At 65.1% G+C, this 14,458-nt stretch carries 13 protein-coding genes and 1 tRNA gene; 3 read left to right on the forward strand and 11 right to left on the reverse strand.

The genetic code is table 11. The annotated features are described in order from the left end of the window. The first annotated feature begins 42 nt into the window (after positions 1-42). The gene (locus tag FOC40_RS06670; protein WP_155844126.1) at positions 43-1,410 is read left to right on the forward strand and encodes an NAD(P)/FAD-dependent oxidoreductase; all 1,368 of its coding nucleotides are present in this window, start codon (positions 43-45) and stop codon (positions 1,408-1,410) included. 74 nt (positions 1,411-1,484) lie between these two features. On the opposite strand, the gene FOC40_RS06675 is transcribed toward FOC40_RS06670, so the two are convergent. Together FOC40_RS06675 and FOC40_RS06680 are read right to left on the reverse strand one after the other, a co-directional pair. After that, positions 1,485-1,558: transfer RNA gene (locus FOC40_RS06675), tRNA-Val, on the reverse strand. 101 nt (positions 1,559-1,659) lie between these two features. After that, positions 1,660-2,061, reverse strand: coding sequence for a DUF3052 domain-containing protein (locus FOC40_RS06680; RefSeq protein ID WP_003795367.1), 402 nt, complete (start codon positions 2,059-2,061; stop codon positions 1,660-1,662). 323 nt (positions 2,062-2,384) lie between these two features. Between FOC40_RS06680 and aceE the strand changes: the two genes are divergently transcribed. Beyond that, the gene (aceE, locus tag FOC40_RS06685; RefSeq protein ID WP_003795362.1) at positions 2,385-5,129 is read left to right on the forward strand and encodes a pyruvate dehydrogenase (acetyl-transferring), homodimeric type; all 2,745 of its coding nucleotides are present in this window, start codon (positions 2,385-2,387) and stop codon (positions 5,127-5,129) included. A 150-nt stretch (positions 5,130-5,279) separates the two neighbouring features. After that, positions 5,280-5,849: a flavin reductase gene (locus FOC40_RS06690; RefSeq protein WP_003795360.1), complete on the forward strand. Its 570-nt coding sequence runs from the start codon at positions 5,280-5,282 to the stop codon at positions 5,847-5,849. Positions 5,850-5,920: 71 nt separating this feature from the next. Here the strand turns inward: FOC40_RS06690 and aspA are convergent, their stop codons facing one another. The 9 genes from aspA to FOC40_RS06735 all read right to left on the reverse strand — a co-directional run bounded on the left by aspA (position 5,921) and on the right by FOC40_RS06735 (position 14,457). Then, positions 5,921-7,333 (reverse strand): aspartate ammonia-lyase, encoded by a 1,413-nt coding sequence (gene aspA, locus FOC40_RS06695; RefSeq protein ID WP_003795359.1) that lies wholly within the window; start codon positions 7,331-7,333, stop codon positions 5,921-5,923. A gap of 135 nt (positions 7,334-7,468) precedes the next feature. After that, positions 7,469-7,828, reverse strand: a complete 360-nt coding sequence (locus FOC40_RS06700; RefSeq protein ID WP_003795357.1) for a hypothetical protein — start codon at positions 7,826-7,828, stop codon at positions 7,469-7,471. Further along, positions 7,828-8,331 carry a DUF3145 domain-containing protein gene (locus FOC40_RS06705; protein ID WP_003792798.1) on the reverse strand — a complete coding sequence of 168 codons (504 nt, stop codon included), beginning with the start codon at positions 8,329-8,331 and terminating at the stop codon, positions 7,828-7,830. The genes FOC40_RS06700 and FOC40_RS06705 overlap by 1 nt, the downstream gene beginning before the upstream one ends. Before the next feature lie 170 nt (positions 8,332-8,501). Further along, positions 8,502-8,993: a peptide deformylase gene (def, locus tag FOC40_RS06710; protein ID WP_003795355.1), complete on the reverse strand. Its 492-nt coding sequence runs from the start codon at positions 8,991-8,993 to the stop codon at positions 8,502-8,504. 1 nt (position 8,994) lies between these two features. Beyond that, positions 8,995-10,803: a proline--tRNA ligase gene (locus FOC40_RS06715; RefSeq protein WP_003795353.1), complete on the reverse strand. Its 1,809-nt coding sequence runs from the start codon at positions 10,801-10,803 to the stop codon at positions 8,995-8,997. A gap of 80 nt (positions 10,804-10,883) precedes the next feature. Further along, on the reverse strand, positions 10,884-11,324 hold the full coding sequence (locus FOC40_RS06720; protein WP_003795351.1) for a hypothetical protein: 441 nt from the start codon (positions 11,322-11,324) through the stop codon (positions 10,884-10,886). 81 nt (positions 11,325-11,405) lie between these two features. Further along, positions 11,406-11,909, reverse strand: coding sequence for a hypothetical protein (locus tag FOC40_RS06725; protein ID WP_003792802.1), 504 nt, complete (start codon positions 11,907-11,909; stop codon positions 11,406-11,408). 21 nt (positions 11,910-11,930) lie between these two features. Beyond that, positions 11,931-13,097 (reverse strand): flavodoxin-dependent (E)-4-hydroxy-3-methylbut-2-enyl-diphosphate synthase, encoded by a 1,167-nt coding sequence (ispG, locus tag FOC40_RS06730; protein ID WP_003795349.1) that lies wholly within the window; start codon positions 13,095-13,097, stop codon positions 11,931-11,933. Between the two features lie 118 nt (positions 13,098-13,215). Further along, the gene (locus FOC40_RS06735) at positions 13,216-14,457 is read right to left on the reverse strand and encodes a M50 family metallopeptidase (RefSeq protein ID WP_039929389.1); all 1,242 of its coding nucleotides are present in this window, start codon (positions 14,455-14,457) and stop codon (positions 13,216-13,218) included. Position 14,458: the final 1 nt, after the last annotated feature.

Below are 14,458 nucleotides of genomic sequence, written 5' to 3' on the forward strand. Positions count from 1 at the left end.
TATTTAGGTAAGATTAGCCTTGCTTAATTGAAGGAGAGTCTTATGTCCCGCCACCGCATTGTCATCATCGGTTCCGGCTTCGCAGGCCTGACGGCAGCTCGTCGACTGAAGAACGCCAACGCCGACATCACCATCCTGGCCCGCACCTCGCACCACCTCTTCCAGCCCCTGCTGTACCAGGTGGCCACGGGCATTCTCTCCGAGGGCGACATCGCCCCCACCACACGCGAAATCCTGCGCAGCCAGAGGAACGTGACCGTCCTGCAGGCCCTCGTCGAGGAGATCGACGTCGAGGCACGCGTCGTCAAGTGGCGCAACCACAACAAGCACGAGCAGACCGAATACGACACGCTGATCGTCGCGGCGGGCGCGGGCCAGTCCTACTTCGGCAACGACCACTTCGCGGTGTTTGCGCCCGGCATGAAGACCATCGACGATGCGCTCGAGCTGCGCGCGCGTATTTTCGGCGCCTTCGAGCTGGCCGAAATTGAGACCGACCCGACTGCGGTCGACAAGCTCCTGACCTTCGTCGTCGTGGGCGCGGGTCCCACCGGCGTCGAGATGGCCGGACAGATCCGCGAGCTCGCCTCGCACACACTCAAGGGCGAGTTCCGCAACATCGACCCGACCAAGGCCCGCGTCATCCTCGTGGACGGCGCAGAGCACCCGCTCCCTCCGTTCGGCGAGGAGCTCGGCATCAAGACCGAAGAGGCCCTGGCTAAGCTCGGCGTCGAGATGAAGATGAACGCCTTCGTCACCGGCGTGGACTCCGAGGGCGTCACCCTCAAGTACAAGTCCGGCGAGGAAGAGCGGATTGAGTCCGTGTGCAAGGTATGGGCCGCCGGCGTCGCCGCGAGCCCGCTGGGCCGCGCGCTGGGCGAGGCCACGGGCGCCGAGGTGGACCGTGCGGGGCGGGTCACCGTCAACAAGGACCTCACCCTGCCGGGCCACCCCGAGATCTTCGTGCTCGGCGACATGATGGCCTTCCCGGGCGTCCCCGGCGTCGCGCAGGGTGCAATCCAGTCCGCGCGCTTCGCCGCCGACACGATCGCCGCTCGCCTTGCGGGCCGTAAGCCGAAGGCCACGGAGTTCTCCTACTTCGACAAGGGGTCGATGGCGACGATCGCGCGCTACAAGGCGGTCGTGAAGATGGGCAACACGAAGCTGACCGGCTTCGTCGCATGGGTGGCCTGGTGCTTCCTGCACCTGCTCTACATCGTCGGCTTCAAGTCGCAGGTGGGCACGCTGGTCAGCTGGTTCTTCAGCTTCCTGTCCGGTGCACGCCCCCAGCGCACGACCACCAACCAGCAGATGGTGGGCCGCCTCGCCCTCGAACAGCTCGGCGCTGGTGCCTCCGGCAAGCTCGTCGTCGGTGAAGACGTCGTCGAGGAGCACGAGGAGCAGGACTGACGCGCGTCGCACGCACTGCTCCAAGCAAACGCTGAGGGGCCGGAAGCTTCCGCTTCCGGCCCCTCAGCGTTTTGTGGGCCCTACCGGGCTCGAACCGATGACCTTCTGGGTGTAAACCAGATGCTCTAGCCAACTGAGCTAAAGGCCCCACGCACGCGCCAATCTACCAGAAGCGGCTCGCACGGTCATATCCGAAGCCGAGCATCACAGCACACGACAGCGCTGCGCGCCCAGGCCTCGTCGAAGAAGCTAGCGGCGCGAGCGCGGACGCGCGGTCAGGCGCACGCCCGCCCAATTGTCTCCGAGAGCCGTCGAGGTCGTGGCGTGCAGGCCAGCGATCTTAGCGGCCTCCTCCACGTCGCCTACGCGCACGGAGTTGGGACGTCCCGGCTTGGGGATCAACACCCAGATCAGCCCGCCATCATCCAGGTTCGACATCGCGTCCACGAGCACGTCCGCGAGGTCCTCTTCCTCTGCGTCATCCGCGCGCCACCACACGATTGCACCGTCCACGACGTCCGCGTAATCGACGTCCACGATCGGCTGGCCGGTCTCTTCTTCAATCGCTGCGCGCACGGCCTGATCGACGTCATCATCGACGTAGAACTCCTGCACGATCGCATCGGACGCAAAACCCAGGCGCACTGCCATCACGCAGCACCGCCCATCATCGAGCTGGCGCTCAGTGTCATATCAACGTTCACGTCTTCATCCTAGGGCATGGGACCTACCAGAATGCAAGGGATGGACCACGATAAAAGACCCCTACGATCACTCCCCCGCCTGAGCCGTGGATTCATTCGACGCGGAATGCCTACCAAGCGGTGATGCGCACGTCATAGTCACAAGCCGAGGCAAACACTCGCAAAGACACCCCAATAGTGGGACAATGGTCCCGTTATGTGCGGTGTCGCCAGAGGACACCGCTCACGCACGCTGCGCAAGCAGCACCGAGTCAAGCGAGAAGGTACACCGTGAGCCAACTCCACGAGTCCCACCCCGTCGTTAACGGCCTGATTCCTCAGGTTCCCGACAACGATCCCCAGGAGACCGCCGAATGGGTTGAGTCCCTGTCCGGGCTCATCAACGAAAAGGGCGGCCCCCGCGCACGCTACATCCTGCTGCACATGCTGGACGAAGCGCGCCGCAACGGCGTTCAGCTCCCCCAGGAGTACACGACCCCCTACGTCAACACCATCCCCGTTGACCAGGAGCCGTACTTCCCCGGCGACGAAGCCATGGAGCGCGAATACCGCCGCTGGATCCGCTGGAACGCCGCCGTCCAGGTGACGCGCGCTCAACGCCCCGGCGTCAAGGTCGGTGGACACATCTCGTCCTACGCTTCGGTTGCCACCCTCTACGAGGTCGGCCTCAACCACTTCTTCCGCGGCAAGGACCACCCCGGTGGCGGCGACCACGTGTTCTTCCAGGGACACGCCTCCCCCGGCCCCTACGCCCGCGCCTTCCTCGAAGGTCGCCTCTCCGAAAAGGAAATGGACGGATTCCGCCAGCAGGTCTCCACGGAGCACGGCCTGCCCTCGTACCCGCACCCGCGCCAGCTTGAGCACTTCTGGGAGTTCCCCACGGTCTCGCTCGGCCTGGGTCCCGCCGAGGCCATCTACCAGGCCTGGTTCGACCGTTACCTGCACATGAACGGCATCAAGGACACGTCGCAGCAGCACACATGGGCCTTCATTGGCGACGGTGAGATGGACGAGCCCGAGTCCCGCGGCATGCTCCAGCTCGCCGCTCAGCAGCGCCTGGACAACCTGACCTTCGTCATTAACTGCAACCTGCAGCGTCTCGACGGCCCTGTGCGCGGTAACGGCAAGATCATCCAGGAGCTCGAGGCCTTCTTCAAGGGCGCCGGCTGGAACGTCATCAAGGTCATCTGGGGCCGCGGCTGGGACCAGCTGCTCGCCGCCGACAAGGACGACGCCCTCGTCCACGTCATGAACGAGACCCTGGATGGCGACTACCAGACCTTCCGCGCGAACGACGGCGCCTACGTGCGTGAGCACTTCTTCGGCCGCGACCCGCGCACCAAGGAAATGGTCAAGAACTGGACCGACGAGCAGCTCTGGGAGCTCAAGCGCGGCGGCCACGACTACCGCAAGGTCTACGCAGCCTACAAGGCAGCCATGGACCACACCGGCCAGCCGACCGTCATCCTCGCGCACACGATTAAGGGCTACGCCCTCGGCTCGCACTTCGCCGGCCGCAACTCGACGCACCAGATGAAGAAGCTGACCCTCGAGGACGCCAAGCAGCTGCGCGATCGCCTCCAGATCCCGATCACGGACGAGGAGCTCGAGCGCGATCCCTACATGCCGCCGTACTACATGCCGCCAGGCGATCACCCGGCCCTGCAGTACATGAAGGAGCGCCGCGAAATCCTCGGCGGTTGGGTGCCCGAGCGCCGCGCCGACCGTCAGCCGAAGCTTCCCGCCCTGCCCACGCGTCCCTTCGAGGCGCTCTCGAAGGGTTCCGGCAAGCTCGAGGTCGCCACGACCATGGCTCTCGTACGCCTCATCAAGGACCTGCTCAAGGACAAGGAGGTCGGCAAGTACTTCGTGCCGATCATCCCCGACGAGGCCCGTACCTTCGGTCTGGACGCGATCTTCCCGTCGGCGAAGATCTTCAACACGACCGGCCAGTCCTACACGCCCGTCGACGCGGACATGATGCTGTCCTACCGTGAGTCCGAGCAGGGCCGCATCCTGCACACGGGCATCACCGAGGCCGGCTCCTCCGCCGCGTTCCAGGTCGTCGGCACGGCGTACGCCACGCACGACCTGCCGATGGTGCCGATCTACATCTTCTACTCGATGTTCGGCTTCCAGCGCACCGGCGACCAGTTCTGGGCCGCGGGCGACCAGCTGACCAAGGGCTTCATCATCGGCGCGACCGCCGGCCGCACGACACTCGCAGGCGAGGGCCTGCAGCACATGGACGGCCACTCTCAGGTCCTGGCTGCCACGAACCACGCGTTCGTCTCCTACGATCCGGCCTACGCGTACGAGATCCGCCACATCATGGCGGATGGCCTGCAGCGTATGTACGGCGACGCAGACGGCCGCGATCCGAACGTCATGTACTACATCACCGTCTACAACGAGCCGATTCATCAGCCTGCGGAGCCGGAGAACGTCGACGTCGAGGGCATCATCAAGGGTATCTACAACGTCGATGAGCACCAGAACTTCGGTGGTCCCAAGGCTCAGCTGCTCGCCTCCGGCGTGGGCGTGCCGTGGGCGCGCGAGGCCCGCGAGCTGCTCGCCCGCGACTGGGGCGTGGATGCCGCCGTGTGGTCCGTGACCTCGTGGAACGAGCTGCGTCGTGACGGCCTGGATGCTGAGGAGCACAACTTCCTGCACCCGTCCGAGCCCCGCCGCACGCCCTACGTGTCGACGAAGCTCGCGGGTCGCGAGGGTCCGTTTGTGGCTTCCTCCGACTTTGACCGCATGCTGCCCGACCAGATCCGTCAGTGGATCCCCGGCGACTACCATGTGCTCGGCGCGGATGGCTTCGGCTTCTCCGACACCCGTCGCGCGGCCCGTCGTTGGTACCACATCGACGCCGAGTCGATGGTCGTGCGCACACTGGCTGCCCTGGCCGACAAGGGTCAGGTTGACCCGTCCGTCGTCCAGCAGGCGATCGAGAAGTACGACCTGTTCAACTACTCGATCCAGGGCAACGACCATGCTGGCGAGGAGTGATCGTCGCTAGGCCCGCGCTCCTCCATCGCGGTGCCCAGCGGTCATGAGAACGAGGCCGGGGATCCCCACGCGGGGTCCCCGGCCTCGACGTTTGCGCCAAGCACTGGGATGGGCACTGCCTGCCCACCCTATCCGGCAGACAATAGACCCATGCACGTTCCCTACGAAACCGAGAAGTTCTACTACGGCTTTCCCGTCTACATCCTGGCCTACCCGGACGAGGCCGTCGGCGTCGGTATCACGACGGGTTCGTCGTCATACTCGCTGGGGCAGATGGTCATGATCGGCTGCGACTCAACAACGCATGCTGCCCGCGCGATCAAGCGCTCTGGCATATGCTCCCTCAATCTGTTCGGCGCCGAAGCCATGGGTCTTTTCGAGTACGCGGGAACAGTTTCCGGCGGTCACAAGCTCCGCGACGCGCACGTGCCTTCGAGCGATCACGACGGCATCCCCGTGCTCGACGGCTCCCAGATGAGCCTGCTGTGCCGTGTCCTGGAGGCCACGGATGACGGCATTTACACACACTTCCGCTGCGCGATCACTCAGCGCCTGGTCGACTCCGCACTGATCGATGTTCGCGGCCGCTTCCGCTACGAGGACCTGCGCACCGTCGAATACGTGGGCGACTCTCGCAGGCGCATCTACCGCTACTTCTCGGACAGGGTGGAGCGTTTTGGCACTTTCGTGCGCTCCTTCAAGGAGTCTCTCCTCCCCTAGCGACGCCAGCGCACAATGAAGGCCGGGGATCCCCACGTGGGGTCCCCGGCCTCATCTATAAAATGAGTCGTTCAGTCTTCCTCTGTACCCGCGTACTTCGGATTCGCGAGGTTGTCCGGCGAGAGGATGCGCTCGACCTCTTCCTCCGAGAGGAGCTCCATGTCGTGGATGACTTCGCGAACGGTCTTGCCCTCCGCCGCGGCGCGCTTACCCACAACATCGCCCAGATGGTGGCCGATGACGTCGTTGAAGTACGTGACGATGCCGATCGAGTTCTCGACGTAGCCGCGGCAGACCTCGGCGTTCGCGGTGATGCCAGTGATGCAGCGTTCACGCAGCGTATCGCATGCGTTGACGAGCAGGTTGATGGACTCGATGAGCGCCTGTGCGATAACGGGCTCCATGACATTGAGCTGGAGCTGACCGGCCTCGGCGGCCATGGTGACGGTCTGGTCGTTGCCGATGACCTTGAAGCACACCTGGTTAACAACCTCGGGGATGACGGGGTTGACCTTGGCGGGCATGATCGACGAGCCTGCGGCCATCTTCGGCAGGTTGATCTCGTTGAGGCCGGCGCGCGGGCCGGAAGCCAGCAGACGCAGGTCGTTGCAGACCTTGGACAGCTTGACGGCGCTGCGCTTAATCGTGGCGTGCATGGACACGTAGGCGCCCGTATCCGACGTGGCTTCGAGGAGGTTCGGGGAGCCGACGACGCGCGCCCCCGTGATGCGGCGCAGGTGGCGCACGACGACCTGCTGGTAGCCGTCCGGAGTGTTTAGGCCGGTGCCGATCGCAGTCGCGCCGAGGTTAGTCTCCAGGAGCAGTTCAGCGTTGTTGACGAGGCGCTCATCCTCCTCGCGCAGCGTGTGCGCGAAGGCCGAAAACTCACTACCCAGGGACATCGGGACGGCGTCCTGCAGCTGCGTGCGGCCCATAGTGAGAATGTGGCGGAACTCGGCGCCCTTCTCATCGAAAGAGTCGGCGAGCTCATCGATGGCCTTGCGCAGGCGGTTCACCTTGCGCCACAGGGCGATGCGGAACGCCGTCGGGTAGGCATCGTTCGTCGACTGGGAGCGGTTGACATGATCGTTGGGGTTAATGATGTCGTAGCGCCCCTTCTCCTCCCCAAGGATCTCGAGCGCCAGGTTCGCGATGACCTCGTTCGCGTTCATGTTGACCGAGGTACCGGCACCGCCCTGGAACTGGTCGACGGGGAACTGGTCCATGCAGCGGCCGTTCTCGATGATCTCGTCGCAGGCGGCGATAATCGCCTCGGCCTTGGCCGGCTTCATCGCCTTGAGCTGCATGTTCGCCAAGGCGCACGCCTTCTTCACCTGCGCGAACGCACGGATAAGTTCGGGTGCTTCATTGATCGTGCGACCCGAGATCTGATAGTTCTCGATTGCTCGCAGCGTATGAATGCCCCAGTACGCATCCTTGGGTACTTCGCGGGTGCCGAGCAGATCTTCTTCGGTGCGGGTCAACGTTGTTCCTTCCGTCTGTTCGCCGGCCGGTTCATTCCGGCAGGTGCGCCTCCATAGTAGGCCCTGTAGGCCCGAAATTCCGGCACTTTACGAACATTGGAAGCGTCGTTGAAGCTCCACTGGCAAGGTTTTTCGCTAGTGATTGGACGCGGCGTCAGAAACGGCGTCAAGCAGGTCCGCGAGCGTCACCCGCTGCTCAATCTGGGAGTCGTTAAGCGCCACCTTCGCCTCGCGCTCCACGCGCGCAACGACGGCGTAGAGGGACACGTCGTCCATATCCAGATCGCCGCGCAGCGTGAGCTCTCCGCGCGCGTCTGCGGGATCGAGGTCCGCCTCGTCGAGCACGGCCTCCATCGCGGCCTCGCGGGCGCGATCCTGGGCGGTCTCAGCGGCGTTTTCGGACGAGGCAGGGGCCGCGTCGGACGCATCGGGGTCGACCAGCTGCGCTAAGCCTGCACGCAGCTGGTCACCGAGCAGGTCGGCAATAGAACCCATTAGCCCACCCGATTGTTGAGCCAACGCACGGGCGCACCGGCACCGGCGTGGCGGAAGGACTCAAGTTCGTCATCCCAGGCCTGGCCGAGAGCCAGGTCGAGACCCTCGCGCAACTCCTCGTACGTCGTGGCGGACTCCAGGGCCGCACGGATGCGGTCCTCGGGCACGACGACGTTACCGATGGTGTCCATCTGGGAGTGGAAGATACCGAGGGAGGGCGTGTGGCACCAGCGGCCACCGTCGCTCGAGGCCGTGGCCTCCTCCGTCACCTCGTAACGCAGGTGCTCCCAACCGCGCAGAGCGGACGCCAAACGGGCGCCCGAGCCGATCGGTCCGACCCACGAGAACTCGCAGCGAACCATGCCCGGCGCCGCTTCCTGGTCCGACCACTGGAGGTGAACCTCCTGGCCGAGCGCGGTGCCCAGCGCCCACTCGATGTGCGGGCACAGAGCAGGCGGTGTTGAGTGCACGAAAAGTACACCGCGGGTGTATGACCCTCTCATTGTTCCTCCTGGTGGCTTTGTCAGGATCGTCTTCCCCTACGCCCTAAACTGCCGCGAGTCGCAATGATCTGCGCCGAGACGGCGCACACGATGTGATTACAGGATAGTCGAACGCGCCGGGGAATGCACTCCATTCCCCGGCGCGTCCACGCCTCGACGAGGCCAGATGCTCAGAAGCCAGCGTTGCGAATATCGCGCAGCGCCTTCTTGCGGGTCGCCCGATCGAGGCGGTCGATGTAGATGTGGCCGTCCAGGTGGTCGCACTCGTGCTGGATGCAGCGCGCCATGAGCTCCTCGCCCTCGACGACGACCTTCTTGGCGTCCAGGTCAGTGCCCTCGCAGCGCGCGTACCAGGCACGTTCAGTCGGGTACCACAGCTCGGGAACCGATAGGCAGCCCTCGTCGCCGTCCTGGTACTCATCTTCGCTCAGAGCGACGATGCGGGGGTTCAGCACGTAGCCGATCTCGCCGTCGATGTTCCAGGAGAACGCGCGCAGGCTGACGCCAATCTGGTTGGCGGCCAGGCCAGCACGGCCGTCCATGTCGACGCCCTCGAGCAGATCCTCGACGAGCGCCTTCACATTCGGCGTAATCTCCGTGATGGGATCACAGACGGTGCGCAGGACCGGGTCACCGATGATGCGGATGGGACGAATAGCCATGTCATTCCCCCTTCAGGGCCGCAGCGTGAAGCTCGCGCAGGCGCGCAACGGCTTCCTCGACGGGTAAGACGATGGTCTCGCCGGTGGCGCGCACGCGGATCTCCACCTCGCTGTCGGCCAGCGAACGTCCGACAACCAGGCCGAAGGGCACGCCCACGAGCTCGTAGTCCTTGAACTTCACACCGGCACTCACCTTACGGCGATCGTCGACGAGAACATCCAGGCCGGCCGCGTCGAGCTCCTCGCCCAGAGACTGCGCGGTCTCAAAGACTTCGTCACCCTTGCCGGTAGCCAGGACATGCACGTCAAAGGGGGCGATCTGCGCGGGCCAGCTCAGACCCTTGTCATCGCAGTTGGCCTCGGCCAGCGCTGCCATGACGCGGGTAACGCCGATGCCGTACGAACCCATGGTGACGACCTGGGTCTTGCCGTTCTCGTCGAGGACAGTCAAACCGAGAGCCTTGGCGTACTTACGGCCCAGCTGGAAGATATGACCGATCTCGATGCCGCGCTCTAGGTGGAGGGGGCCCGAGCCGTCGGGAGCCAGGTCGCCCTCGCGCACCTCGGCGGCCTCGATCGTACCGTCGGCGGCGAAGTCGCGGCCCATTACGAGGTTCAGGACGTGACGCTGCTCGGCGTTTGCACCCGTCACCCAGGCGGTTCCCTCGACGACGCGCGGGTCCACCAGGTAACGCACGGAACCGGAGGCGTTGCCCTCCTCGTCCACGACGCGCTTCGGGGAGTTCGGTCCGAGAACCGTCGGGCCGATGTAGCCGCGCACCAGCTCGGGGTGCGGCACGAAGTCGGAATCCGACGCCATCTCGACCTCGGCGGGAGCCACGGCGGCCTCGAGACGCTTCATGTCAACGTCACGGTCGCCGGGCACGCCCACGACGAGGAGCTCGTGCTCGCCGTCCGGGTGCGTCAGCGTCACGACGACGTTCTTCAGCGTGTCGGCGGCGGTCCAGGGACGGTCCTCGCGCGGATACTGATCGTTGAGCAGATCAACGAGCGACTCGATGGTCGGAGCGTCGGGGGTCGGAACCTCAAGGGGCGCGGGCACGCCGGACGCATCCTGAGCCTCAGGCACGGGGGTCGTCACGGCCTCGGCGTTGGCGGCGTAGCCACCCGGGGACGCCACGAAGGTGTCCTCACCGATCGGCGAGGGGTGCAGGAACTCCTCGGAGCGGGAGCCGCCCATCGCGCCACTCATCGCGGAGACGATGACGTAGCGCAGACCCAGGCGCTGGAAGATGCGCTCGTAGGTATCGCGCTCAGCCTGGTAGGAGGCGTTCAGACCCTCGTCGTCGATGTCGAAGGAGTAGGCGTCCTTCATGACGAACTCGCGGCCGCGGATCAGACCGGCGCGCGGGCGGGCCTCGTCACGGTACTTCGTCTGAATCTGGTACAGCGTGGCGGGCAGGTCCTTGTACGAGGAGTACATGTCCTTCACCAGCAGGGTGAACATTTCCTCGTGCGTGGGGGCCAGCAGGTAGTCGCCGCCCTTACGGTCGTTGAGCTTAAACAGCGTCGGCCCGTACTCTTCCCAACGGTTCGTCGCCTTGTAGGGCTCGGCGGGGATCAGGCCCGGGAAGTGCACTTCCTGAGCGCCCATCGCATCCATCTCCTCGCGGACGATGTCCTCGATCTTGCGCAGCGTGCGCAGGCCGAGGGGCAGCCACGTGTAGATGCCCGGGGCGGAGCGTCGAATGTAGCCGGCACGCACCAGAAGCTTGTGCGAATTGACCTCGGCGTCGGCCGGGTCCTCACGCAGGGTTCGCAGGAAGAAAGTCGAGAGATTTCGAAGCATGCTCCAAGAGTACGGCACGCAAAGGCCCTGGGGCCACCGGCACAGCCGTGGAGCCCCCCAATCGAGGCGTTGGGAAGCCCTCAGATGACCGCGCGGGCACCCAGCTCGCGCTCACGGGCGCCCGGGTGCGACGCGTAGTACCGGCGAGCCATCCAGCCCGGGTACGCCCACGCGGGGAGCCCGCCCAGGTACAGGGCTCGCACAGCGACGCCGACCATTGCAGCGAGAACCAGAGCGATGAGCATGCAGGGACCTGCCGTGGCAAAGCCCGAGGCCTCACGGGCCATCAGGTCCCCCGTCAGGAACCACAAGAGGGAGAGGAAAGGCATGAGCGGCCACACGAGCGCCGACATCTCACCAGCCGCGCTTCCACCACCGATCTCCAGACGCACCGACATACGTCGGGCGCTCGCGCCGAAACCGAGCCACGCCCACGCCCACACGGATGCGATGACGAGACCCACCATTGCGATGACGGCAGTAGAGTTGGACACAGCGTCCCCCTTCGGACAATGCAACATCCCCGTTGGCGTTGCGTACAGGCTGATACTACAACACCAACGGGGAGTAATGTCCAACCGAAACGGCGGGAACGAGACTAATCAGGCATCAACGAGCCCGCCTACGCACGCATCGCGCAGATCGCGCAGCATCGACAACGAGGACAGCGACTCGGCTGCGACACCCGCCCACGCGAGCACTCGGTCGCGCCCCTGCGCCTCGTGACGTTCACGGATGTGCAGGAGCGTGCGCGAGGGAGACAGCTGCAGCAGAGCGATGACGCACGTGCCCGAGGCCTCGGCGCCTTCCGGGGCGGCCGGAGGCGCGACGCGCATGAGAATGTGGTCCTCGTCCTCGATGTCAATGATCGTGGACTCATCCTCCGGCTCGAACACGTGGCCGAGGACATCCCACACGACGGACGCGGGCGCATCGATCGCGATGCCGCGATCAACCACGACGTTCGCACCGGGCAGGATGAGATCTCCCGGGAGCGACACGTCCGCCTGCGAGGCCGTCAGGCCGATGCGCCGAGGAAAGCCGGTGGCCGCAACGGCGCATGCGCCGGCGACGAGGGACAGAGCGGCAAGAGTGCGAATACGCATCCGATAGTCCTTATCAACAACTTAGAAATCGATGCCCGGGAGCTTGACGTCCGGGGCGGTGATTGGGCCGACCTCTACGCTGCCGGAACCGGGCTCCAGGCCCAGTTCCTCCGCGAGCGCGTTCGCACGGCGAATGAGGGTCTCGACGATCTGGTCCTCGGGCACGGTCTCGACGACCTCGCCACGAATGAAGATCTGTCCCTTGCCGTTGCCGGAGGCGACACCCAGGTCGGCCTCGCGAGCCTCACCCGGACCGTTCACGACGCAGCCCATCACGGCCACGCGCAGCGGGACCGTCAGGTCCTTCAGGCCCTCGGTGACGTCCTCGGCGAGAGTCCACACGTCCACCTGGGCGCGACCACACGACGGGCACGAGACGATCTCGAGAGTCTTCTCGCGCAGACCCATGAACTCCAGCATCTTCGTGCCCACCTTAATCTCCTCAACGGGAGGAGCGGACAGCGAGACGCGAATCGTGTCACCGATCCCCTCGGCCAGAAGCACCGAGAAAGCGGACACGGACTTAATCGTTCCCTGGAAGGCGGGACCGGCCTCGGTGACGCCCAGGTGCAGGGGCCAGTCCCCCGCCTCGGACAGCATGCGGTAGGCCTGGATCATCGTCAGCACATCGTGGTGCTTGACCGAGATCTTGAAGTCGTGGAAGTCGTTCTCCTCGAACAGGGAGGCTTCCCAGATCGCGGACTCGACGAGGGCCTCGGGCGTGGCACGGCCGTACTTCTTCAGCAGTCGAGGATCGAGCGATCCTGCGTTCACACCGATGCGCAGCGACACGCCGTGATCGGAGGCGGCCTTGCAGATGTCCTTCACCTGGTCATCGAACTTGCGGATGTTACCCGGATTCACACGCACGGCACCACAGCCGGCCTCGATCGCCTGGAAGACGTACTTCGGCTTGAAGTGAATGTCAGCGATCACCGGGATACGCGACTGCCTCGCGATGATCGGCAGCGCGTCCGCGTCCTTATCCGTCGGGCAGGCGACGCGAACGATGTCGCAGCCGGCGGCCGTCAGCTCGGCGATCTGCTGGAGGGTCGCGCCGATGTCGTGCGTCTTCGTCGTCGTCATGGACTGGACGGAAACCCGCGCGCCACCGCCCACGGGAACGTCACCCACCATGATGCGACGCGTCTGCTTGCGCGGGAACGGCGACGCCGCGACTTCGGGCATACCAAGATTGATTTCACTCACCGTGTCATTATCCCGCACAGTGGCCTTCCTTCCCACACGGACCACGAACGCGTGGTCAGAGTCGCTTTTCGGGCAGATGTGTGTAACCTGCCTGCGCTCAGCCGAGCGACACCGGCTTCACGATGTCTGCAACGATCAAAATGACGCTCATCGCGACCAGCAGGCCGCCGACAACCCAGGTAACGGGAACGAGGCGAGCCGTGTCCGCCGGGCCGGGATCCTCCGCCCCACGCACGCGGGCCACCGTTCGGCGCACACCCTCATAGATCGCCCCGAGAATGTGCCCGCCGTCCAGCGGCGGCAACGGGATCAGGTTAAAGACGAAAAGGGCCATGTTGAGCGATGCCAAGAGGCTCAGCAGCACGGCGACAACCTGACGCGTGTCGCGCAGACCCAGCGCCTGCGAATCACCCGTCACCTCTCCGGCCAGGCGCCCCACGCCCACGACGGACACGACACCCGAGGAGTCGCGCTTTTCGTCAGTGAACACGGAGCGGCCGACCTGCCACACAGCCTGAGGCAGACGGGTCACGACCGCCGTCGTCCCGGTGAACATCTGCCAGTTCGCCGCTGCCACATCAGCGGGCGACGCCGACACGTACTCGTATCCAGCCGTCACGCCCACCAAGCGCGCCCCCTGAGCGCCCGTCACAGGAGAAACACTCAGGTCCACGGTGCTGCCGTCGCGCTCCACCGTCAGCACGGCAGACTCTCCCTCCTGGGTGGCCCCAACCGCGTGCTGCAGCTCCGCGAAGGTGGCAACCGGCTGCCCATTCCACGCGACGACCGTGTCCCCGGGGCGAACCCCTGCCTCGTACGCGGGGGAAGCGACCTCACCGGAAGCGCTCATGATCGTGGCCGGGACGTCCGCAATCGTGCGCGAGGCCGTGGGAGCACCGATGCCGATCATCGTCACCGCCGACAAGACGATGCAGATCAGCAGATTCATGAGCGGGCCACCAAGCATGACCGCGATCTTCTTCGGGGCGCTCAGACGGTAGAACGCGCGGTGTTCCTGGCCGTCAGGGATCTCCACGGCCGAGGCCTCACGAGCCTCCTGCGCGAGCGTCGGCTTACCGCCGCGACCCACGAGCCGAGTACCCGGTCGTGCCGGCGCGTACATGCCGACGATCTTCACGTAACCGCCAAGCAAAATCGCGCGCAGCGCATAGGTTGTGTCGCCGATCTTCTTCTTCCACAGGGCCGGACCAAAACCCACCGCGTAATCGGGGACCAGCACCCCAAACTTCTTCGCGGGGAGCATATGCCCCACCTCGTGCAGGGCAACCGACGCCAAGATTCCGATAACGACAACGACAATACCGACGATTGAGCCCACG

The organism is Schaalia odontolytica (genome assembly GCF_009730335.1).
Lineage (GTDB): Bacteria > Actinomycetota > Actinomycetes > Actinomycetales > Actinomycetaceae > Pauljensenia > Pauljensenia dentiphila.

Coding starts and splice junctions, on each gene's coding strand:
- FOC40_RS06670 (WP_155844126.1), top strand. CDS start 43: ATGTCCCGCCACCGCATTGTCATCATCGGTTCCGGCTTCGCAGGCCTG.
- FOC40_RS06680 (WP_003795367.1), bottom strand. CDS start 2,061: ATGGCAGTGCGCCTGGGTTTTGCGTCCGATGCGATCGTGCAGGAGTTC.
- FOC40_RS06690 (WP_003795360.1), top strand. CDS start 5,280: ATGCACGTTCCCTACGAAACCGAGAAGTTCTACTACGGCTTTCCCGTC.
- FOC40_RS06700 (WP_003795357.1), bottom strand. CDS start 7,828: ATGGGTTCTATTGCCGACCTGCTCGGTGACCAGCTGCGTGCAGGCTTA.
- FOC40_RS06705 (WP_003792798.1), bottom strand. CDS start 8,331: ATGAGAGGGTCATACACCCGCGGTGTACTTTTCGTGCACTCAACACCG.
- def (WP_003795355.1), bottom strand. CDS start 8,993: ATGGCTATTCGTCCCATCCGCATCATCGGTGACCCGGTCCTGCGCACC.
- FOC40_RS06715 (WP_003795353.1), bottom strand. CDS start 10,803: ATGCTTCGAAATCTCTCGACTTTCTTCCTGCGAACCCTGCGTGAGGAC.
- FOC40_RS06720 (WP_003795351.1), bottom strand. CDS start 11,324: ATGTTGCATTGTCCGAAGGGGGACGCTGTGTCCAACTCTACTGCCGTC.
- FOC40_RS06725 (WP_003792802.1), bottom strand. CDS start 11,909: ATGCGTATTCGCACTCTTGCCGCTCTGTCCCTCGTCGCCGGCGCATGC.
- ispG (WP_003795349.1), bottom strand. CDS start 13,097: ATGCCCGAAGTCGCGGCGTCGCCGTTCCCGCGCAAGCAGACGCGTCGC.